Source organism: Amycolatopsis sp. NPDC104819, from assembly GCF_055583145.1.
On sequence record NZ_JBVJON010000017.1, the window covers coordinates 131,015 to 153,540 of the forward strand.

13 protein-coding genes are annotated in these 22,526 nt (G+C 72.8%); 6 read left to right on the forward strand and 7 right to left on the reverse strand.

The window, feature by feature from the left end:
- The first annotated feature begins 180 nt into the window (after window positions 1–180).
- Window positions 181–1,248 carry a methyltransferase family protein gene (locus tag ACZ63E_RS40005; RefSeq protein WP_465341519.1) on the forward strand — a complete coding sequence of 356 codons (1,068 nt, stop codon included), beginning with the start codon at window positions 181–183 and terminating at the stop codon, window positions 1,246–1,248.
- 59 nt (window positions 1,249–1,307) lie between these two features.
- Window positions 1,308–2,315: a class I SAM-dependent methyltransferase gene (locus tag ACZ63E_RS40010; RefSeq protein ID WP_465341520.1), complete on the forward strand. Its 1,008-nt coding sequence runs from the start codon at window positions 1,308–1,310 to the stop codon at window positions 2,313–2,315.
- Here ACZ63E_RS40010 and ACZ63E_RS40015 read toward each other — a convergent pair.
- Window positions 2,312–3,136 carry an AfsR/SARP family transcriptional regulator gene (locus tag ACZ63E_RS40015; RefSeq protein WP_465341521.1) on the reverse strand — a complete coding sequence of 275 codons (825 nt, stop codon included), beginning with the start codon at window positions 3,134–3,136 and terminating at the stop codon, window positions 2,312–2,314. The genes ACZ63E_RS40010 and ACZ63E_RS40015 overlap by 4 nt on opposite strands.
- A 179-nt stretch (window positions 3,137–3,315) precedes the next feature.
- Between ACZ63E_RS40015 and ACZ63E_RS40020 the strand changes: the two genes are divergently transcribed.
- Entirely contained in the window at window positions 3,316–4,023 is a 708-nt protein-coding gene (locus ACZ63E_RS40020; RefSeq protein WP_465341522.1) for a sensor histidine kinase, read from the forward strand.
- Entirely contained in the window at window positions 4,020–4,691 is a 672-nt protein-coding gene (locus tag ACZ63E_RS40025) for a response regulator (protein WP_465341523.1), read from the forward strand. Before ACZ63E_RS40020 ends, ACZ63E_RS40025 begins: the two co-directional genes overlap by 4 nt.
- Before the next feature lie 30 nt (window positions 4,692–4,721).
- Here ACZ63E_RS40025 and ACZ63E_RS40030 read toward each other — a convergent pair whose 3' ends face one another.
- Window positions 4,722–5,069: a phosphopantetheine-binding protein gene (locus ACZ63E_RS40030; protein WP_465302531.1), complete on the reverse strand. Its 348-nt coding sequence runs from the start codon at window positions 5,067–5,069 to the stop codon at window positions 4,722–4,724.
- A gap of 142 nt (window positions 5,070–5,211) precedes the next feature.
- Here ACZ63E_RS40030 and ACZ63E_RS40035 point away from each other — a divergent pair, with 142 nt between their 5' ends.
- Window positions 5,212–6,006 (forward strand): thioesterase II family protein, encoded by a 795-nt coding sequence (locus ACZ63E_RS40035; RefSeq protein ID WP_465341524.1) that lies wholly within the window; start codon window positions 5,212–5,214, stop codon window positions 6,004–6,006.
- Window positions 6,003–6,536: a hypothetical protein gene (locus tag ACZ63E_RS40040; protein WP_465341525.1), complete on the forward strand. Its 534-nt coding sequence runs from the start codon at window positions 6,003–6,005 to the stop codon at window positions 6,534–6,536. Before ACZ63E_RS40035 ends, ACZ63E_RS40040 begins: the two co-directional genes overlap by 4 nt.
- Here ACZ63E_RS40040 and ACZ63E_RS40045 read toward each other — a convergent pair.
- The 5 genes from ACZ63E_RS40045 to ACZ63E_RS40065 all read right to left on the reverse strand — a co-directional run bounded on the left by ACZ63E_RS40045 (window position 6,493) and on the right by ACZ63E_RS40065 (window position 22,425).
- Window positions 6,493–7,719, reverse strand: a complete 1,227-nt coding sequence (locus ACZ63E_RS40045) for a cytochrome P450 (protein WP_465341526.1) — start codon at window positions 7,717–7,719, stop codon at window positions 6,493–6,495. The two genes, ACZ63E_RS40040 and ACZ63E_RS40045, sit on opposite strands and share 44 nt — an antisense overlap.
- Before the next feature lie 24 nt (window positions 7,720–7,743).
- A complete protein-coding gene (locus tag ACZ63E_RS40050; RefSeq protein ID WP_465341528.1) occupies window positions 7,744–8,517 on the reverse strand; it encodes an SDR family NAD(P)-dependent oxidoreductase in 774 nt (257 codons plus the stop codon).
- An 11-nt stretch (window positions 8,518–8,528) separates the two neighbouring features.
- Window positions 8,529–9,590: a guanitoxin biosynthesis L-enduracididine beta-hydroxylase GntD gene (gene gntD, locus ACZ63E_RS40055; protein WP_465341530.1), complete on the reverse strand. Its 1,062-nt coding sequence runs from the start codon at window positions 9,588–9,590 to the stop codon at window positions 8,529–8,531.
- A 122-nt stretch (window positions 9,591–9,712) separates the two neighbouring features.
- Window positions 9,713–16,108, reverse strand: a complete 6,396-nt coding sequence (locus ACZ63E_RS40060) for an amino acid adenylation domain-containing protein (protein WP_465341531.1) — start codon at window positions 16,106–16,108, stop codon at window positions 9,713–9,715.
- Window positions 16,105–22,425 (reverse strand): amino acid adenylation domain-containing protein, encoded by a 6,321-nt coding sequence (locus ACZ63E_RS40065; RefSeq protein ID WP_465341532.1) that lies wholly within the window; start codon window positions 22,423–22,425, stop codon window positions 16,105–16,107. The genes ACZ63E_RS40060 and ACZ63E_RS40065 overlap by 4 nt, the downstream gene beginning before the upstream one ends.
- Window positions 22,426–22,526 lie beyond the last annotated feature (101 nt).

Here is a 22,526-nt window from a genome sequence, read left to right on the forward strand (position 1 = left end):
AGCGCCCATTGCTACGTTGGCCTCTGCGGAAAAAATCACCGGGAAAGCACGTCATGCCCGAGAGATGTGCTCGAAAACAAATGGGGACCGATGACGACGGTTGATATTTCCACTCACCACGGGAAAAGCGCCGGAAACCCGGCGGCAGGCACGGCGCCCGCCGCGGGCTTGGCCCCTCTGGTGGACAACGCGAAGCTGGTCAGCGATCCGCGGGACACCGCGGTCGTGCGGGCTTCCCACCGGATCTACGAGCACCTGATCGCGATGTTCGCCCCCGGGATGATCGAGGCCGCGTTCGACCTCGGGGTGTTCACCGCGCTGGCCGACGGCCCGGCGACGGCCACGGACCTGGCCGGCCGGCTGGACGCCGACCCCCAGGGTCTGCGGATGCTGCTCGACGGCCTGTACTGCTACGAAATCGTGCACCGCACCGACGGCGGCCGGTACTGGCTGGTCGAGGGCATGGCCGAATGCCTGCTGCCCGACGGCCTCTACAGCCTCGCCGGGCGGATCGGCTACGACCGCACGATCGGCTGGGACGCGTGGCGGGACTTCGCCCGGCACGTCCGGCGCCCCGCCGTCGACGACGGCGGTGAGTACCAGACCCAGGCCAACCAGCTGTCCACCGAAGACTACGAATCCGTCGCCAAGGGCATCAACTTCTGGGCCCCGCCGATCGTCGAAGCGCTCACCGTCGAGCTGACCGAACGCGGCTGGACGGCGGACGGGCCGCGGTCGATGGTCGACGTCGGCTGCGGCACCGGGATCTACAGCCAGCTGCTCCTGCAACGGTTCGACGGGCTGGACGCGGTCGGCCTCGACGCCGAACGCATGGTGCTGATCGCCATGGACCAGGCCGCCCAGCTCGACGTCGGCGACCGCTTCATGACCCGGGTCCAGGACTTCTTCGTCGGGGACTGGGAAACCGGGCACGACCTCGTGCTGCTGGTGAACATCATCCACCTGCAGACCCCCGCCGGCGCGCAGGACCTGCTCCGCAAGGCGGCCGACGCGGTGGGCGAGGGCGGCGTCGTCGCCATCGTCGACCAGATCGTGGACGACCGCCGCGAGCCGCAGTCGGTGCAGAACCGGTTCTTCCGGCTGTTCGCCGCCTCGATGCTCGTCACCGGCGGCGGCGACTCGTACTCCCTCGCCGAGTACGACGGCTGGCTCGCCCGGGCCGGCCTGCGGCGGACCGCGCTGGTCGACACCCCGATGCACCGGATTCTCCTCGCGCAGCGCGCGTGATCTCACCGGCGGCCCGGCCGGGCCCGCTGTCAGTGCACCAAGCCTTGGGAGGCACCGAAGTGACCGAACAACTACTGCTGGCCCCGGCCAGGATGACCGCTGCCGACATCTACAACGCCGCCGTGGCCTCGTCCGCGATCAGCGCGGCGTGGGAGCTCGGCGCGCTCGACGAGCTGGCCGCCAACGACAAGCTCGAGGTGGCCGACTTCGCCGCCCGGCACGACCTCGACGTGGCGTCGACCGAAGCCCTCTTCCACGCGCTCGCCAGCGTGCGGGTCGTGGAACGGCGGGACGGCGCGGTGTTCTGCGACGTGAACTTCGCCGAAGTGGTGCGGACGCGCGCGTTCCACCACTGGCTCTCGCGCGGGTGCGCCGAGCTGTTCGCGGACATGACCGCCGTGCTGCGCAACGAGAACCGGGTCGGCGAGTACTTCCGGCGCGACTCGGCGGCCATCGCCATCGCCTGCCGGGAGATCAACACCAACTTCTTCGACCCGATCTTCAACGAGATCGTGAAGACGCTGGAGTTCACGAAGGTCGCCGACCTCGGCTGCGGCAGCGCCGAGCGGGTCATCAAGGTCTTGAAGCAGCGCCCGGGCTCGACCGGCCTCGGCATCGACATCGCCGACGGCGCCCTGCGCGTCGCCCAGGAGTCGGTGGCCGCGGCCGGGCTCGCGGACCGGGTGTCGTTCGTGAAGGACGACGCGACCGCCCCGCGGCCGCGCCCGGAGTTCGCCGACGTCGACCTGCTGACCTGCTTCCTGATGGGGCACGACCTGTGGCCGCGCGAGGACTGCGTCGTGTCCCTGCGCCGGCTGCGCGAGGCGTTCCCGAACGTCCGGCGGCTGCTGCTCGGCGACACCGCCCGCACGACCACGATCCCCGACACCGACATCCCCGTCTTCACCCTGGGGTTCGAGGTGGCGCACCGGATGATGGGCGTCTACCTGCCGACGCTGGAGGAGTGGAACGGCGTGTTCGCCGACGGCGGGTGGCGGCTGATCGCCCAGCACCGCGTCGAGACGCCGGCCGACAGCGTGATCTTCGAGCTGGAGCCGGCCGGCTAGGACCCGGGACCCGGCCGCACGGCGCCCGAGCGCGGACGTGCGGCCGGACCGGCGGGGAAGGGCTCGGCCAGAGTGGGGGCCTGCACCAGGATCTCCTGGTACCGCTGCTGCAGCGTCGGGTTCGGGGTGAGCCCGAACTCGTCGGCGAGGTGCCGGCGCGCCTGGTGGAAGACGGTGATCGCCTCGGCCTGCCTGCCGCACCGGTACAACGCCAGCATCAGGTGCTCGGTGAGCCGTTCGCGGCCGGGGAACTGGCTGAGCAGGCGGCGCAGCTCCGGCACCACCTGGTGGCCGTGGCCGAGGGCGAGCCGGGCTTCGAGCAGGTCCTCGGTCGCGGTCAGCCGGCGTTCTTCGAGCAGCGCGGCGGCCACCTTGGCGCGCTGGCCTTCGTCCGCGTCGGCCAGTGCGGGGCCGCGCCACAGGCGCAGGGCCGATTCGAGGGTTTCGATCGCTTTCATCGGATCGCCACGGACCTGCGTGCCGCCCTGGTCGGTCAGCTCCAGGAACAGGTTCGCGTCGACGTCGGTCCGCGGGACGTCCAGCAGGTACCCCGCGCCCGCCGTCACGAGCAGCTCTCCGTTGCCGGAGAAGGGTTCCAGCAGCCTGCGCAGCCTCGTCGCGTTGGCCTGCAACGCGTTGCGGGCGTTGTTCAGGTGGCTGGCGCCCCACAGCTCGTCGATCATGTCCTGATAGGACACGGCGAGCCCGGCGTTCAACGCGAGCAGCACCAGCATGGCGCGCACCTTGCGGGCCCGGATCGGGCTCCGGCCGGCCGCGGTCGCGATGGCCGTCGCGCCGAGCAGCTCGATTCTCACAACCACCCCCAACGCGGTGCCGTGCGGTGTGAGGCCGATCGTAGGGAGCGCCTTCACGGGTGGCGTCCCCCTTGCCGGTCACTTGCCGATCGATTGCCGAGCAGGGGAGTTCTCCTCCCACGGGTGGAGAACGTCCCTGTCCCGAGGTGGAAGCCGGGCGCCCGGCGCCCGCTTACGATCGGGTCGTGGCTAGGAACCGGGCACGAAGAGCGCGGCTCGCGGCGATCCGGTGGGGTTCGAGGGCGCTCGGCGTCCTGCGGCCCCGCCCTCGGGCCGACGACGCCGGGAACTGGCGTCCACGGCTGATCGCCGAGAGCTACGACGCGCTGGCGCACGCCTTTTCGGCTCAGGTCGTGAGCCTGGAGGGCGTTCGCCTGCTGCTGCTCGACGGAGGCGCGGGCGAGGAGGTGCTGAGGCAGGTGACGGAGGTGGGTGAGCTCGCCCGGTCGGGCCTCGCCGAGGCCACCTACGTGCTGGGCTCGGCCGCCGCGCCGCGCGCGTCGGTCGGGGAGCTGCTGCGGTGGCTGGCCGGGGAATTCGCGCGGAACACCGGCCGGGAATGTCCGGTGCTGATCAGCGGCGACCCGGAACAACTGCCGGCGCAATACCGCCTGATGGTGTTGCGCGGCGCCGAAGAAGTGCTGGACGACATCCGCAGGCACGTTCCGGGGGCGTCGGCGAGAGTCACTCTCCACCGGAACCCGGTGTATTGTGAGCTCGTCGTTTACGGCGGATCCGGTGATCCGGCGGGAAATGACACGGAGGTCGCACTGGTGTCGAGAGTGGCGCTGGGACTCATGGGGATTCGGGAACGGGTGGGAACTGTGGGCGGCACAGTGCGGGTCGCGCCGGCCGGGCCGGGGTTCGCCGTGCGGATCCGGTTGCCGGCATGAGCGGGGAGCCGATCAGGGTCGTCGTGGTCGACGACCAGGAGGTCGTCCGGCACGGGCTGGTCCTGGTGGTCGGGCTGCTGCCGGGCCTGGTGGTCGCCGGCGACGCCGGCAACGGCGCGGAAGCGCTGCGGCTGGTGGAAGAGCAGCGCCCGGACGTCGTGCTGATGGACCTGCGGATGCCGGACATGGACGGCATCGAGGTGACGCGGCGGATCCGGGCCGGGTTCCCCGGCGTCGAGGTGCTGGTGCTGACCACCTACGCCGACGACCAGTCGATCCTGGCCGCGTTGCGGGCGGGCGCGCGTGGCTACCTCACCAAGAATTCGCGCGGCGAGGAGATCTCCGCGGCGATCCACGCGGTGATGCGCGGCGAGGCGCCCCTCGACCCCGCGGTGCAGCGTCGGCTCACCGAGCTGGCGACGGCCGAGCGCAAGCCGGCCGCGGCGGTCGACGCGCTGACCCCGCGCGAGGCCGAGGTGCTGGGCCTGATCGCCGAAGGCCTGTCCAACAGCGAGATCGCGCAGCGGCTGTACGTCACCGAGGGCACGGTGAAGACCCACATCAACAACCTGTTCGCCAAGGCGGGGCTGCGCGACCGCGCCCAGGCCGTGAGCTTCGCGTTCCGGCACGGGCTGGCCCAGGTGCCGGTCGACGAGGAGCCGGGCTAGCCGGGACGCGATGGGCGGCCCGGCGCCCGGTCAGGCCACGGCGGGCCATTCGCCGCCGAAGCGGCTGAAGATCGACTGCAGGTGCGCGACGCTGGGCAGGGTGGCCCCGCCGTCGGCGAGTTCTTCGTTCGTCAGGGTGATGATGTCCTGGATGGTCTCCAGCGACATCGTCCGTTCGGGAGGCAGGGTGTCGATCGTGAAGAGGTCTTCCACCGTGAAGCCCAGCTCGGCGAGGGCCAGCGAGTGGAAACCGAGGTCGTTGATCAGCCGGGACTTCGGGCCGACGTCGTCGGCCTTGATCGGGGCGACGAGGTACACCAGCCGGCTGATCACGTCCGGGACCAGTTCGGCGTCGAGCACGGGAGCGAAATCGGTCATGCCCCGATCCTGGCCGCCGCGGCGCCCGCATCCCAGGCAATCGCGCGGCAACACCGCCCGGCCGCCGGCCCGGCGCGCACTTGCCCCCGGATTGCCGCGGATTTGCCTGGAGGGTTCCCGGCGGGCGGGTCACCCTCGAACCATGAACGGTGACACGGCGACGCAGCTGTCGGACGCTTGGGTCGTGGGCCGCGTCGCCACCGCGCGGCCGTCGTTGCGGCTGGTCTGCTTACCGCAGGCCGGGGCCGGGAGCGGGTCGTTCACCGGCTGGCGGGCGCACCTGCCGGTCGGGGTCGAGCTGGCGCCCGTCGAGCTGCCCGGCCGCGGCACCCGAGTTGCCGATGTGTTGCCGGGTACCGTCGACGAGCTCGCCGACCAGCTGCACACCGGCCTGGCCGGTGAGTTCCGGCTGCCGTACGTGCTGTTCGGGCACAGCTTCGGCGGGATGCTCGCCTACGAGCTCGCCCGGCGGATCGAGCGGGACGGCGACCGGACGCCGCTGGCCGTCGTGGTGGCGGCGTCGCGCGCTCCCCAGGTCGAGCCGGTCGAACGGCTGGGGAACGCGAGCGGCGAGCAGCTGGTTCGCTGGCTGGTCGCCCACGACGGGATCCCCCGCGAGCTGTTCCGGTTCCCGGACTACCTGCGTTCGGCGCTGTCGGCGATCCGGGCCGACCTGGCGCTCGCCGAGTCCCACTTCACGGCGGACCCGGTCCCGCTGCGCAGCGCGTTGCACGTCTTGGGCGGCACGGAGGACCGCGTGGTCCCCGCCGCCGGGCTGGGCGCGTGGTCGGCCTGCGCGGCCGGCGAGTTCTCCCTGACGGTCCTGGCCGGCGGGCACGACTTCCCGCGCACCGGACCGGCCGCCGTCATCACGGCGCTGAAGACCGTACTGCCGCCGGGAGTGTGGCCGGACGAACCGCGAAAGGTGCACGCATGACCTCGATCGCCGCCGCCGCGCCGCCCCTGGCGCCGGACGACCCGATCTTCCTCCTGATCAACACGGCCGTCATCGTGGTCGTCGCGGCGATCGTCATCGTCAGCCAGTTCAGCGCGCGCGAGGTCCGCAACCAGACCTTCCTGTGGGTCGCGCTGCTCATCCTGCGCGGCCTGCTGCCGCCGGGACCGGCCAGCCTCACCACCGTCGGCATCGTGTTCCTGGTCGTCGGCCTGCTGGTCTCGGCGCTCTTCGGCGTGCTGCGCGGGCGGACGATGCCGATGTGGCGGGACGACACCGGGAAGCTGATGCGCAAGGGCGGCCGCACGACGCTCGTCCTGTGGATCCTCACCGTCGTCGCGCGGCTGGGTCTCGGCGCGGTGGAGTCCCTCGGCTTCGGCGAGGCGTTCAACAGCAACGCGCTCTGGCTCGGCGTCGGTGTCACCCTGGGCGTCCAGCAGTGGATCATGCTCCGCCGCGCGCCCGGCGTCACCGCGGCACGAGCTCGACCGGCATCGTCGAGTAGCCGCTGAGGAAGTTCGAGAACACCCGCCGGGCCGGTCCGGTCACCCGGATCTCGGACACCAGCTCCCGCAACGCCTCCAGCAGCGCGTGGAGCTCGGCCTTCGCGAGGTAGGCGCCCATGCAGTAGTGCGGCCCGTGCGCGAAGGTCAGGTGCTTGTTGGGCTCCCGGCCGAGGAGGAAGCGGTCCGGCTCGGCGAAGGCCCGCTCGTCGCGGTTCGCCGAGGCGTTCCAAAGGGTCACGATGTCGCCCTCTTCGATGAGCTCGCCGTGCAGCAGCAGGTCCGTCGCGGCCCGGCGGCCGCTGTGCAGCGTCGGGGTCGTCCAGCGCAGCACCTCCTCGACCGCGGAAGCCGTGCCGACGTCCCCGGCGCGCAGGGCCCGCCACTGGTCCGGGTGGCCGGCGAGCGCGTGCACCCCGCCGACCATCGCGAACCTCGTCGTCTCCAGCCCGCCGATGATGATGCTGTAGCAGTTGAAGATGATCTCCTCGTGCGACAGCTTCCGGCCGGCCACCTCCTGGTCGACGAGCACGCTCAGCACGTCCTCGAGCGGCTCGGCCCGGCGGGCCTCGGCCAGCTCGGAGATGTAGAGCAGGAGCTCGTTCCGGGCGGTCCACGTGCTTTCCGGGGTGGGCGGGCCGTCGGCGGAGGCGAGCGTCGACGACGTCAGCTCGACCAGGTGCCGCCGGTCCGCGTCCGGCACCCCCAGCAGGTCGCAGATCGCCGCCAGCGGGATGTGCGCGGCGACGTCGGAGACGAAGTCGCATTCCCCGCGCCGGACGGCGTTTTCGATCAGCCAGCGGGTACCGCCCTTGACGCTGTCCACGATCGCCGTCAACGCGCGGGGCGTGAACGGCTTCGTGAGGACAGCGCGCAGGGCGGTGTGGTCGGGCCCGTCGGTGACGGTGAGCATGCGGCCCACCGCCGAGTCGTTCGCCCGCAGCAACGTGTCGAGCATGTTGCCGCGGGCGGAGGTGAACGACGTGTTGTCCTGGTAGATGTTCGCGATGTCGTCCCGGCGCGTGACCACCCAGAACGCTTCGCCCCGCTCCGTGGCGCGATGCCGGTAGACCGGCGCTTCGGCACGCAGCCGGCGCCAGACCTCGGTGAGGTCGCGGGTGGCGTGGAGGACGGGGTCGGCCAAGTCGATCGTGTCGAGCTCGGCCGGGTCGAAAACGGTGCGGGTGTCCATGACCGGTGGGCTTTCCTTCCTTGCTCAGCCGCGCCGCGGCGACGGGGTGGTCGGCCCGGGGAAGAACGCGGTGGTGGCGCCGGCCGTCTCGCCGCCGTCCACCACCAGCTCCTGCCCGGTGAAGAACGACGCTTCGGCGGAAGCGAGGAAGTGGAACGCCGCGGCGATCTCCGCGGGGTCGGCGTGCCGGCGGGCCGGGATCCGGTCGTTCACCTCCGCCAGCATCTCGTCGGTGTACTCCGCGCGCTGCATCGGCGTGAGCACCGCGCCGGGGGTGACGCACCCCGTCCGCACGAGCGGGCTCAGCTCCATCGCGAAGGTCTGGCACAGCGACGCGACGCCGGCCTTGGTGGCGTTGTACCCGGCGTAGAGCGGGTAACCGCGCGAGCCGTTGACCGACGCGGTGGCCAGCAAAACCCCGTGCCCCTGTTCGAGCATGAGGGGCGCCGCGTGCCGCCACAGCGCCAGCACGCCCATCAGGTTCACGTCGATGGTGCGCCGGACGTCCGCCTCGGTCATCTCCAGCACCCCGCCGCGGATGCTGATCCCGGCGTTGGCGATGACGACGTCCAGCCGGTTTTCCTCCGCGTGCACGGATTCGACGGCTTCCCCGACGGCAGGCCAGTCGGCGACGTCCACCTCGAGCCAGCTGATCGAACCGGGCCCGTCGCCGGGCCGGCCGGTGTCTTCCGGCTTGGCGACGTCGAAGTTCACGACGCGGTCGCCGCCGTCGGCGAACCGCTCGGCGGTCGCCCGCCCGATGCCGCTGGACGCTCCCGTGACGATGATCGTGCGCATGGTCGTCCCCTTCAGATGATGACGCGGTGGCGGCCGGCGCTGACACCCGCGAGGTTGCGGCGCAGGTTGCGGCTGATGGTCAGCTTCTTGAGCCAGCGGTCCGTGCCGTCGTAGCGCGCCTGGAACGACCGCCTGCCGTGCGCGGCGAGGTAGTTGTCGACGATGAGCAGCGTGCCGGGGCCGACCACGACCTCCTGCTGCGCGCGCGTCAGCTCGGCCATGAAGCGGTCGAGCGCCTCGGCCGCCTCCCAGTCGTCGTCGGCGCAGCGCATGAACGGGCGGTCGATGCGCATGTACGGGAACTGCCGGTCGCCGAAGAGCACGCTGGTCGGCTTCGGCGAAGCCACCATGCGGCGCAGCTTCTCCAGCGCGGGGTGGGCCGGGTCGCTGGTCGCCAGCTGCCGGATGTGCTCGGCGTCCGGGAAGATGTAGTACCGGTCCTCGGACAGGATTTCGAAGTCGCGGGCGACGAGGCGGACGTCGCGGACCGAGGAGACGATCGTGGGCACCCGGTCGGCGTTGCGCAGGCCCAGCAGCATCAGGTAGTCGCACCGGTTCGGGTGGAAGCCGTCCTCGGTGTGGAACTCCAGCAGGCTTTCGCTGCCGTACCCGCTCTGCTTCTTCTCGTCGCCGCGGATCGGCAGCACGTTCTGCACGATGCTGCCCTCCTGCAGCGTCGCCCAGCCGAACGGCTCACCGAGCACGGTGCCGCACAGCGCCAGGATGATCTCCTGCGTGCGCGCGGACGTCGTGGTGATCGCGTCACGCCAGTGCGGCGGAGTGGCCCCGATCCGCGTGTCGTCGACCGGGATGCCGTGGATGAGGCAGGCGGCGGCCGGCTCGGTCCGCCGGAAGTCCTCCAGGAACCCGCGGAGCCCGGCCGGCAGCTGCGAGGCCAGCTGCCACACGCGGTCGTAGAACGACTCGGCGAGCGGGTCGCCGCAGATCTCCTCGACCTGCGGGACGAGCGCGAGCAGCTCGGCCGCTTCCGCGGGCGGCAGCACGTACTCCCGCGGCTCGACGCCGGCCGGATCCTGGACAGGGGTGGGTGCGGACAACGGCTGAGTTGTCATCTTCGGTCCTTTCGCGAAACTCTGCCCGGATCGGCCGGGGTGCTGAGGTGGTCCTGTGCCGGTGGCCCGGCGAGGGTCACGAGCGGAGCGCGGGCAGGGTCCCGCGGTGGTCTCCGCCCGGGTCAGAAGGTCGTGCCGAAGTGGGCGATGAACTCGTTGAGCTCGTCCTCGTCCAGGTCGATCAGCGGACCGTCCTGGTCTTCCGGCTCGTCGGCGACCGCCGCGGCTTCGGGCGCCATGCCCGCCAGCGCCGCCACGGTCTTGTGGGTGAAGACGTCCCGCGGCGAGATGTCCAGCCCGGCCTTGCGCGCCGCAGTGACCAGCCGGATCGACATGATCGAATCGCCGCCCAGCCGGAAGAAGCTGTCGTCGATGCCGACCGCGTCGAGCTCGAGGACCTCCGCGAACAGCCGGCACAGCAACGCTTCCCGCTCGTCGCGCGGGGCCCGGCTGCCTTCCGACGGCCCGAACCCGGGCGCGGGCAACGCTTCCCGGTCCAGCTTCCCGTGCGGCGTCGTCGGCAACGCGTCGAGCTCGACGACGGCCGCCGGCACCAGGTACTCGGGCAGCTGGGCGGCGGCCTGGTCGCGCAGGGCCGCCGGGTCGAGCTCACCGGGTCGCTCCGCGAGGACGTAGGCGACCAGCTGCTTGACGCCGGGCACGTCCTCGCGCACGACGACCGTGGCGTGCCGGACGCCCGGAGCGGCGGCCAGGACCGCTTCGATCTCGCCCGGTTCGACGCGGAAGCCGCGGATCTTCACCTGGTCGTCGGCTCGGCGCACGTAGTCGAGCCGGCCGTCCGGCCGCCACCGGGCGATGTCGCCGGTGCGGTACAGGCGGGAACCCGGGCCGCCGAAGGGATCGGCGACGTACCGGCCGGCCGTGAGCGCCGGGCGGTGCAGGTACCCGCGGGCCAGGCCGCTCCCGGCGATGTAGACCTCGCCGGGCACACCCGCGGGCAGGGGCCGCAGGTTGTGGTCGAGCACGTGGACGCGGGCGCCGGTCACCGGCCGGCCGATCGACGGCGGTTCCTCGCCGGTGAGCGGCTCGCTGATCGTCGCGACGATCGTGGTCTCGGTGGGGCCGTAGATATTCAGCATGCGGCGGCCCGCCGACCAGCGGCCGGCCAGGTCCGCGGGGCAGATCTCCCCGCCGACGACAACCGTGACGTCATCGGGCAGGCTGCCGTCCGGCATCGCGGCCAGCGAGGACGGCGGCACCGTCAGGCAGTGCACCCCGGTCCGCGCCACCCAGTCCGCCAGCGGCTGTCCCGGCAGCATCTCTTCGAAGGAACCGACGACCACGCAGGACCCGCTGAGCAGCGCGGTGTTCAGCTCACCCATCGCGCCGTCGAAGCTGGGCGAGGCGAACCACAGCACCCGCCGGCCGGGCCCGAGGTCCAGGTTCCGCCGCTGGGTGGCCACAAAACTCGCCAGGCCGGCGTGCGTGACGAGCACACCCTTGGGCCGGCCGGTCGAACCCGACGTGTAGATCACGTACGCGCCGCAAGCCGGCAGCAGCGGGCGGGGCCGGTCCTCGTCGGTCACCTCGGCGGCGTCGGCGGGCACGGCCAGCTCGTCGAGGGACAGGATCCGGTCCGGCGGGGTCCCGGCCACGGCGTCCGCGGGCACCCCGCCGGTCAGGACGAGGTCCGGGTCGGCGTCGGCGAGCATGAACGCGATCCGCTCGGCCGGGTAACCGGCGTCGACCGGCATGTGCGTGGCGCCGGTCTTCCAGACCGCCAGGATGGTCACCACCAGCCGCGCGCTGCGGGGCAGCATGACCGCGACGATCCGGTCGGGGCCGGCGCCGTGGTCGAGGAGCACCCGGGCCAGCCGGTTGGACTCGGCGTCCAGCTCGGCGTAGGTCAGCGTCTCCGAGCCGGTGAGCACGGCGGGCGCGTCCGGGTGCGCGGCCACCCGGGCCGCGAACAGCGCTGGGATGGTTGCGGCGGGCTCCGCGGGGGCGCCGGTGGCCCATTCGCCCAGGACGGCCTCGCGTTCCGGCTCGCTCAGCAGCTCCAGCCGTCCGACCGGCGTTTCCGGCGCCTCGACCACCGCCGTCAGCACCCGCAGCACGCGCGTCAGCAGGCCCGCGGCCGCTTCCCGGGTGTAGAGGTCGGTGCGGTGCAGCAGCTTGAGGTCGAGCTCTTCACCCGGCCGTACGAGAAGCCGCAGCGGGTAGTGCGCGGTGCCGGCGACCGTCGGCTCGCGCAGGGAGATGCCCAGCCCGGGCACCTGGTCCTGCACCGGCGAGTGGTCGGTCTGGGCGTTTTCGAAGCCGACGATGGTGTCGAACAGCTCACCCAGCCCGGTCAGCCGCTGCAGCTCCGGCAGCCCGACGTGGTGGTGGGCGATGAGCTCGGCCTGTTCGGCCTGCATCCGGGCCAGCGCCGCGGTGAGCGGCTCGGCCGGGTCGAGCACGGCCCGGACGGGCACCGTGTTCATGACCAGCCCGATCACTTCGCCGGACGCGGGCAGGTCCGGCGCCCGCCCGGAGACGGAGGCGCCGAAAACGACGTCCCGGCGGCCGGTCAGCTGCTCGAGCGTCATGGCCCAGGCGCCGTGCAGCAGGGTGTTGACGGTCAGGCCCGCGGCGCGGGCCGCCTCGGTCAGCCGGGTGGTGGCCGCGGCGGACAGCCGCTCCGTCACGACGGCTTCCGCCGCGGACGTGGACAGATCGGCTTGCGGGGCGACCAGAGTCGGCTCGTCGACGCCGGCGAGCGCCTCGGCCCAGGCACGTCCGGCGGCCTCGGTGTCCTTTGTGGACAGCCAGGCGAGGTGGTCGCGGAACGGGCTGACCGCCGGCATCGACGTGCCGTCACCGCCGCGGGCGTACAGCGCGAACAGGTCGCGGAAGACCAGCGGCAGGGACCAGCCGTCCAGCAGGATGTGGTGGTCGGTGAGCACCAGCAGGTGCCGGTCGGCGGCCAGCCGGACCAGCAGCACCCGCATCAGCGGCGCGGTCGCGACGTCGAACGGGCGGTCGTGCTCCTCGGCCAGCAGCTCCTCGACGCGCGTCTCCTGCGCCGCGGTGGCCAGCCCGGCGAGGTCCTGCTCGCGCCACGGCATCGTCACCGACGGGAGCACGACCTGCACCGACCGGCCGGAGCCCAGCCGCGTGAAGCAGGCGCGCAGGTTCGCGTGCCGCGCCAGCAGCGCGTCGAAGGCCGACCGGAGCACGGCGGGCGCCAGCTCGCCGGTCAGCTCCAGCACCTGCTGGGTGAGGTACGGGTCGATCCGGTCGGGCGCCAGCACCGCGTGGAAGCTCATGCCCTGCTGCAACGGCGTCAGCGGCCACACCTCGGCCGCGTCCGGGTAACGCGTGTCGATCTCGGCCTGTTCGTCGTCGGTGAGGGTGAGCAGCGGTCCGGACGGCGGCGCTTCGGTGGCGGCCGGGCCGGTGCCGACCGGCCGGGCGGCGAGCGCGGCGACCGTTTGGTGCACAAAAACGTCCCGGGGGCTGACGTCCAGCCCGGCCCGCCGGCTCCGCGCGGCCACCTGCATCGACAGGATCGAGTCGCCGCCGAGGGTGAAGAAGTTGTCGTGGACGCCCACCGCGTCGACGTTCAGGATCTCGGCGAACACCTCGCACAGCAGCCGTTCCCGGTCGTCGCGGGGGAGCACACCGCCCTCTTCGCCGCGGAAGCTCGGCGCGGGCAGCGCGGCCTTGTCGACCTTGCCGTTCACCGTGACCGGCAACGCGGTCAGCTCGACCACCGCGGCCGGGACCAGATACGCCGGGAGAACGGCCGCGACCGCGGTGCGCAACGCCGTCGAGTCCACCTTCGCGCCCGGCTTGCCGGTCACGTAGGCCACCAGCTGCGGGACACCCGGCCGGTCTTCGCGGGCGACGACCACACTGCGGTCCACGGCCTCCGCCGCGTCCAGCACGGCCTCGATCTCGGCCGGCTCGACCCGGAACCCGCGGATCTTGATCTGGTCGTCGGCCCGGCCGGTGAACGCGACCACGCCGTCGGCCTGCCACCGCCCGCGGTCGCCGGTGCGGTACATGCGGGACCCGTCCGCGGCGAACGGGTCGGCGACGAACCGCTCCGCCGACAGCGGTGAGCGGCCGAGGTACCCGCGGGCGAGACCCGCGCCCGCGAGGTACAGCTCGCCGTCGACCCCGGGCGGGACCGGCCGCAGGCTGTCGTCGAGGACGACCACGCGCAGGTGGTCCGCCGGCCGGCCGATCACCTGGCGGTCGTGCTCGGCGACGCGGCTGTACATCGCGTCGATCGTGCATTCCGCCGGGCCGTACAGGTTGTAGACGGAGACCCCGGACGCGGCGCGCAGGCGGGTCCACAGGGCGTCGTCGATCGCTTCCCCGCCGAGGGCGAGCGTGCCGACGCCGGTGTCGAAGAGGCCGGCGGAGATCAGCTGCCGGGCGAAGCTGGGGGTCGTGTCCAGGACGTCGACCGAGTGCCGGCGCACGTAGTCCAGCAGGGCCTCGGGGTCGGTCCGGACGGTGTCCTCGACCAGGTGCAGCTCGTGCCCGGCGACCATCCACAGCAGCTGGCTCCACGACGCGTCGAACACCAGGGAGTTGGTGAGCGCCGCGCGCAGCTGACGGCCGCCCGCGGCCGCCGTCTCCGGGGCGAAGAAGTGGTCGTGGTGGCTGTGGAACATGTTGACCAGGGCGCGGTGCTCGACCGCGACACCCTTGGGCCGCCCGGTCGACCCGGACGTGTAGATGACGTACGCGAGGTTCTCCGGGCGCAGGCCGGTGCCGGTGAGGGGCGTGGCCGGCTCGCCGTCGTGCGGATGCTCGTCGAGCAGCAGCCGGGGGATGTCCGCGCCGGGCAGGCCGGCGGCGATCTCGCCGGTGGTGACGACCAGCGCGGGGGACAGCTCGGTGAACACGGCCGCGATCCGGTCGGCGGGCTGCTCGGTGCTCACCGGCACGTACACCGCACCGGCTTTGAGGATCGCGAGCAGCGTGGTGACCGCGCCGGCCGACCGCGGCAGCGCCATCGCGACGTACCGCTCGGGCCCGGCGCCGAGCGCGGTCAGCCGCCGGGCGAGCCGGTTCGCTTCGCGGTCCAGCTCGGCGAAGGTCAGCCGCTCGGCGCCGCAGGTGACCGCGGGGGCGTCCGGCGTGCGCGCGGCCTGCGCTTCGAAGAGGTCCACCAGCGTGCCGGAAGGCGCGGGGCCGGCCGGCGGGTTCCACTCTTCGAGCACCCGCCGGTGCTCGTCTTCGGTGAGCAGCGGCACCGCGCCGGCCGCGGTGTCCGGCCGTTCGACGATGTGGCGCACCAGCAGGGCGAGCCGGTCCACCAGTGTTTGCGCGGCCGCTTCGGAGTACTGGTCCGCGCGGTAGTTCAGCTCGAAAATTGTTGGCGCGCCGGGGAAAACGGCCAGGCTGAGCGGGTAGTGGGTGCCCTCGGGCACGTCCTCGACGATGCCCTGGGCGAGCGCGACACCGAGGCCCGGGATGCCGCCGGCCGACGGCGGGAGCGGGTAGTTCTCGAACGCGATCGTGGTGTCGAACAGCTCGGCGTGCCCGCTCACCCGGTGGATGTCCGCGAGACCGAGCTGGTGGTACTCCCCGAGCATCGCCTGCTCGTCCTGGATCCGGTCCAGGAGCGCGGACACCCGCTCGGCGGGGTCGACGCGCACCCGGACCGGGACTGTGGTGATCAGCAGCCCGACCATGCGCTCGATGCCGGGCACGACGGGCGGCCGGTCCGCCACCGTGCACCCGAAAACGACGTCCCGGCGGCCGGTCAGCATGCCCAGCAGGAGCGCCCACGCGCCCTGCACCACCGTGTTCACGGTCAGGTTGCGCGAGCGGGCCGTCTCGGTGAGCGCCGCCGACAGCTCGCCGGACAGCTCCAGCCGGACCCGCTGCTGCCGGTGTTCCCCGGCGGCCTGGCCGCGGCCGAGCAGGGTCGGCTGCTCCAGGCCCGCCATCGCCGCCGTCCAGGCCGCTTCGGCCTTGCCGCGGTCCTGCGCCGCCAGCCAGCCGAGGTAGTCCCCGACCGGCGCGGCCGCTTCGAGGCCGGAGCTGTCACCGCCGGCGCGCAGGATCCGGAAGAGGTCGCCGACGACGACGGGCATCGACCAGCCGTCGAGCAGGATGTGGTGGTTGGTCAGCACCAGCACGTGCCGCCGCTCGGCCAGCTTGACCAGCGTGAACCGCAGCAGCGGCGGGTTCGTCATCGTGAACCGGCGCTCGCGGTCCTCGGTCAGCAGCCGGACCAGCCGGGGGTGCTGCTCGGCTTCGCCGAACCCGCTGAGGTCGAAGGCGGCCCACGGAACCTGCACCTTCGCCGCGATCGCCTGGAACGGCTCACCCGACCGGCGCTGCAGGAACCCGGCCCGCAGCGCGGGGTGCCGGGCGACGACGAGCTCGCACGAGCGTCGCAGCAGGTCCGCGTCCAGGTCCCCGGTGAGCTGGATCGGCACCTGCACGTTGTAGAAGTCGGTGCCTTCGCCGTCGTAGAGCGCGTGGAAGAGCATGCCCTCCTGCAACGGCGTCAGCGGCAGCACCGCTTCGAACGAGGTCGGCTTCATTTCTGGGTCTCCCATTGCGCTTCGAGTTCGGCGAGCTCATCGGCGTCCAGCGTGAGCAGGGGGGCGGCCGGCGGGACGTAGGCCGCGGTGTCCGGGCCGGCGGCGCCGGCGATCGCCGCCAGCGCCGCGACCGTGCGGTGGCGGAAGACGTCGCGCGGGGTGAGCGCCAGCCCGGCGATCCGGGCCCGCCCGGCCAGCCGGGTCGAGGCGATGGAGTCCCCGCCGAGGTCGAAGAAGTTGTCGTCGATGGCCACCCGCGACCGGCCGAGCACCTCGCCGAACAGCTTGCACAGCAGGCGTTCGCGGTCGTCCCGCGGTTCGCGGCGCTCGCGGGCCGTGGTGACCCCGGGGGCCGGCAGCGCCGCCCGGTCGAGCTTTCCGTTGGGGGTCAACGGAAGCACCGGCAGCACCACGACGGCGGCCGGGACCATGTACTCGGGGAGGACGGCCGCCGCCCGGTCCCGCACGCTCCGGACGTCGAGCTGCGCGCCGGGCCGCGGCACCACGTAGGACACGATGTGGTGCCGGCCGGGGCTGTCCTCACGGACGATCGTGGCGACCTGCCGGACCGCTTCGGCGGCCGAAACCGCCGCGTCGATCTCCCCGAGTTCGATCCGGTGCCCGCGGATCTTCACCTGGTGGTCGGCCCGCCCGAGGTAGGCGAGCGCGCCGTCCGGACGGCGGACGCCGAGGTCGCCGGTGCGGTACATCCGGGTCCCCGGCGCACCGAACGGGTCGGCGACGAACCGTTCCGCGGTGAGCGCCGACCGGCGGGTGTACCCGTGCGCGACGCCGGCGCCCGCGATGTACAGCTCCCCGGGCACGCCGATCGGGGCCGGCCGCAGGGCGCCGTCCAGCACGAACACCCGCAGGTTGTCCGCCGGGTGCCCGACCGGGACGGCGGCGGTGCCCGCGCCCGCCTCGGCCTGCCACGACGTCGTGTAGATCGAGACTTCCGTTGGCCCGTAAAGGTTGTGGAGCGCGGCACCGCTGACGCGGGCGAACCGTTCGGCCAGCCCCGCCGTCATGATCTCGCCGCCGCAGAAGACCTGCCGCAGCCGCGTGCACTCCGCCGCTCCCGGCGCCAGCAGGAAAAGCTCCAATGTGGACGGTACGAACTGGGCCGTCCCCACGCCTTCCGCGCGGATGAGGTCCGGCAGGTACCCGGGCGCCTGGTCGGCCTCCGGCCGCGCGATGACCATCGTCGCGCCGGCGTGCAGGGTCCAGAAGATCTCCCACACCGACGGGTCGAAGCTCATCGACGTCCGCTGCAGCACCCGCTCACCCGGCGCCAGCGGGAACCGCCGTTGCATCCAGCGCAGGTAGTTCACGATCCCGCGGTGCGCGACGACGATGCCCTTCGGCCGCCCGGTCGAACCGGACGTGAAGATCACGTACGCCGGGTGGACGCCGTCGACCGCGCGGTCCGGCGCCTGCTCGTCGTGGTCGGTCAGCTCGGCGAACGTGGTGCCGTCGACGGTGAGCGCAGGCCGGGCGTCGGCCGTCATCGACCGGACGCGCTCCGCCGGGTACTCGGGGTCGAGCGGCAGGTACGCGGCCCCGGTCCGGAGCACGCCGAGCAGCGCGACGATCAGCTCGACCGACCGCGGCAGCGCCACCGCCACGACGTCGCCGGTCCCGATGCCCCGGCGGGCCAGGCCCGCGGCCAGCCCGGCCGCGCGGTGTTCGAGATCGAGGTAGCTGACGCGGTCGGTCCCGCAGACCACGGCCTCGGCGTCCGGGGTGCGACGGACCTGGGCGGTGAACAGCTCGTGCAGCGTGCCCGGCTGGGCGTCGCGGTGCGTGGAGTTCCAGCGGTGCACCAGATCCCGGCGTTCTTCGGCGCCGAGCAGGTCGACCTGACCGAGCGGGATCTCCGGCCGGTCCGCGAAGGCTTCGAGGAACCGGGTCAGCCGGGACAGCAGCGTCTCGGCCTGCCCGGCGTCGAACAGGTCACCGCGGTAGGTCAGTTCCAGGCGCAGCCGCGCGCCCGGGTAGACGATCAGGCTGAGCGGGTAGTGGGTGACGCCGGTGCGGTCGGCTTCGGTCATCGCGATCCGCAGGCCGGGCACGGTCCGGCGGATGGCGTCGCGGTCGACCGGGGCGTTCTCGAACACCATCGTGGTGTCGAACAGCTCGCCGAGGCCGAGGTCACGCTGGATGTCGATCAGGCTGTGCTGGTGGTGCGGGGTCAGCGCGGCCTGCTCGGCCTGCACCTGCGTGAGCACGTCGGTGAGGCGGTGGCCGTCGGTCAGCTTCACCCGCACCGGGACGGTGTTCATCACGAGCCCGACGAGGTCGCCGACCCCGGCCAGGTGCGGCGGGCGGGCCGACACCGACGTGCCGAACACGACGTCACGGCGTCCGGTGAGCAGACCGAGCACCGTTGCCCAAGCCCCTTGGAACACCGTGTTCAGCGTGAGGTTCCGGGCCCGGGCCTCGCGGGACAACGCCGTCGAAAGCTCTTCGGAGAGCGTGTGCACGGCCAGCGCGGGCATCGCGGTGGACGGCGGTGCGCCGGCGGCCACCAGAGCGGGCTGCTCGAACCCGGCCAGCGAGTTTTTCCAGGCGTCGGCCGACTGCTCCTGGTCCTGCCCGGCGAGCCAGCGCAGGTAGGCCGCGAAGGACACCGCCGTCGGGAGGCTTTCGCCGCTGCCGCCCGCGGCGTAACACGCGAACAGGTCGCGCAGCATGATCGACATCGACCAGCCGTCGAAGAGGATGTGGTGGCTGGTGAAGACGAGCAGGCGCCGGTCTTCGGCCAGGGTCACCAGCGTGAAACGCAGGAGCGGGGGTGACGCCATGTCGAACCGCGTCGCTTTGTCGACGGCCAGCAGCTCGGCGAGCCGCGCTTCCCACGCCGTGCCCCGCAGGTCGTGCTCGGCCCACGGGACCGTCACGGTGTCGGCGACGATCTGCCGGGCCTCACCGAGCTCGTCGTGGTCGAAACCGGCGCGCAGGGCGTCGTGCCGGGCCACCAGCGCGGTGACGGCCGCGCGCAGCACCGGCGCCGAAACCTCGCCGGTCAGCTCGAAGACCTTCTGCCCGATGTAGGGGTCGGCGCCGTCGCCCGCCGCGAACACCGTGTGGAACAACATGCCTTGCTGCAACGGCGAAAGCGGCAGCACCGGCGACTCCGCCGGAGCGGACTCACCCAGCAGCGAGCGGTCTTCGGCGGGCGCGTCGGAGTCCCGGACGGCGGTGGCCATCGTCGCCACCGTCCGGTAGGTGAAGACCTCCTGCGGCGTCAGGGCCACGCCGGCCCGGACCGCGCGCCCGGCGAACTGGACGGCGGTGATGGAGTCGCCGCCCAGGTCGAAGAAGTTGTCGTCGATGGTGACGTCGACCGCGCCGAGGACGTCGTGAAACAGTTCGCACAGCACGGTTTCGACGCGGTCGCGGGGCGCGCGGCCGTCCGTCGCGCCGCGGAACCCGGTGGCGGGCAACGCGTCCCGGTCGATCTTGTTGTTGGTGGTCAGCGGGAAGCTCTCCAGCGCGACGACCGCCGTGGGCACCATGTGCTCCGGCAGCGCCGCGGCGACCCAGGCGCGCAGGGCCGCGGGATCGACCACGCCGCCGTCCGTCGGCACCGCGTAGGCGACAAGGCGGTGGACGCCGGGCGGCTCCTCGCGGGCCACGACGGCGGCCCGGGCCACCGACGGGTGCGCGTCCAGCCGGGTCTCGATCTCCCCGAGCTCGATGCGGAAACCGCGGACCTTCACCTGGCGGTCGGTCCGGCCGATGAAGTGCAGCCGGCCGTCACTCCGCCAGAAGCCGGTGTCACCGGTGCGGTACATCCGGGCGCCCGCGGCGCCGAACGGGTCGGGCACGAACCGCTGGGCGGTGAGCCCGGTCCGCCGGTGGTAACCGTAGGAGACACCGGGACCGGCCAGGTACAGCTCGCCGGAAACCCCGGGCGGGACCGGCCGGAGCGCGTCGTCGAGCACGTACACCCGGGCGTTGAGGATCGGCGCGCCGATCGAGGGCACACCGGGGCCGGACAGCGCGGGGCTCATCGTTGTGAAGACGGTGCTTTCCGTGGCGCCGTAGACGTTGTGCAGCTGCTGCGTGTCACCCCAGCGTTGCACCAGCTCCCCGGGCAGCGCCTCGGCCCCGACCGCGATGATCAGGTTTTCCGGCAGCGAGCCGGGGGCGAACGTCGCGAGCACGGACGGCACGGTGCCGACACACGTGACGCCGTGCGCGGTGACGAACTCCGCCAGCTGCGCGCCGGGCAGCAGGTGGGCCGGCGCGATGACGGCGCAGCCGCCGCTCGTCAGCCAGGTGCACAGCTCCCACAACGACGGGTCGAAGCTGGGCGAGCTGATCATCAGGACCCGCTCACCCGGCCGTGGCCGCAGGACGTCGACCTGCGTGGCCGCGAAGTCCGCGAGGCCGGCGTGCGGCACCAGCACACCCTTGGGGCGGCCGGTCGACCCCGAGGTGTAGATCATGTACGCGATGTCTGCTGGGGTAGGCGCGATGTCCAGGTTGTGCTCGTCGGACGCGGCCAGCTCGGCCGCCACCGCCGGGTCGTCGAGGTACAGCCACGGCGCGTCGCCCTGCTCGGTGAGGCTGGTCGCGCGGTGGGTGACCACGAGCGCCGGTCCGGCGTCGGCGAAGACCCCGGCGATGCGCTCCGCCGGGTAGGTCGGGTCCACCGGGAGGTAGGCCGCGCCGGTCTTCATCACCGCGAGCTGCGTCACCAGGGTGTCCAGGCCGCGAGACATGACCACGGCGGCAAACCGGCCGCGGCGCACCCCGCGCGCCAGCAGGAGCCGCGCCAGCCGGTTCACGCGGGCGTTGAGCGTCGCGTAGTCGAGGGTCACGGCGTCGGCCACCACGGCGTCGGCGGCCGGCGTGCGGGCCACCTGCGCCTCGAACAGGGCCGGGAGGGTGGTCCGCGGGACCGGGCGGGCGGTGTTGTTCCAGGCGCCCAGGACCCGCGCGCGCTCGGCGTCGGTCACCAGCGGGATTCGCGACGGCGGGGTCTGCGCGTCCGCGCGGGTGAAGCCGCGCAGGAACGCCAGCAGCCGGTCGCGGTGGGCGTCCACCTCGTCCTGGGTGTAGCGCCCGGCGTCGGCCGAGATCTCGACGACCTGGCCGGCGCCGCCGCCGGCGGGGTGCACGGTGATGTTGAGGTCGCCGACCGGACCGCTGTTGAGGACGTCGACCGTGCACGGGACACCGCCGAGGGCCGTCCGGTCGCCGGTCTGCACGATGTTGACCACCACGTCGAACAGCCGCTCCGCGGCGCCGCGCAGCTCCAGGTCCCGCCGCACGTTCTCGTGCCGGTACCGCTGGTGGGTGAGCAGGTCGCCGAGCTCGCGGGTCACGTGCCCGATCAGCTCGGCGGCGGTCAGCTCCGGCCGGAGCGCGAGCCGCAGCGGCAGCTCGTTGACCAGCATCGCCGGGGTGGTGCGCGCGGCGTCCGTGCGGCGCGCGGCGACCGGGACGCCGACGACGATGTCACGCTGGCCGGTCAGGCCGTTGAGGTACGCGGCGACGGCGGCCATGATCACCGCGGTCCAGGGGGCGCGGGCCTGCCGGCCGAGCCGCGCGAGCGCCGCGCTTTCGGTCGGCGGCAGGACGGCTTCCGCGCGCAGGACGCCGGTGCCGCCGTGGGAAGCGCGGGTCGCGAGGGTGACCGGTTCCGGGCGGTCGGCCAGGCGCGCGAGCCAGTACTCGCGGTCGATCCCGAACTGCTCGGACGCCTCGTACGCGGCTTCCTCGACGGCCATCACCCCGACGGCGCCCAGCGGCGCGTCCGGGATCGGGGCGCCCGCCACCAGGGCCGCGTAGACGTCGCTGATGCGGTCGGTGAGGATGTTCAGCCCGTGCGCGTCGATCAGCGCGTGGTGGTAACAGCTGTACCAGAAGTGGTGCGCCGCCCCGAGTTTCAGCAGCACGTCCACCGCGAGCACGTCACGGCGCAGGTCGACGGGGATCCGCAGCTGCTCGTCGATCCATTGGTGCGCCGCCTTTTCCGGCTCGGTGTGGTCGGCGAAGTCGATGACCCGGAAGCTCGCGTTCGGCCGCCCGAGGTATTCCTGGTACGGCCCGGAGCCGTCGTCGTCGAAGCGGACGTCGAAGGTCTGGCACTCGTCCTGGGCCACCCGGATGGCGTGCTCGAGCAGGTCCGGCCGCAGCTCGCCCCGGATGTCGAAGCGGCGCACGAAGTTGAAGGCGGCGGAGCCGGGGGCGAACTTCTGCCCGAGCCACACACCCCGGGCCGCGGCGGTCAGCGGCACCGGGGCGCCGACGGTCGTGATCCGGCCGCGCGGACTCGTCCGGTGCCGTTCACCTTCCTGCTGCACGGGGTGCTCCTCTCAGGCGGCGGACGCCCGATGCTTTCGCGCGCGGGGCGCGGGGACCAGGAAACGAACCGGCAATCGAGTTACCGGCTCACTGCCTGGAA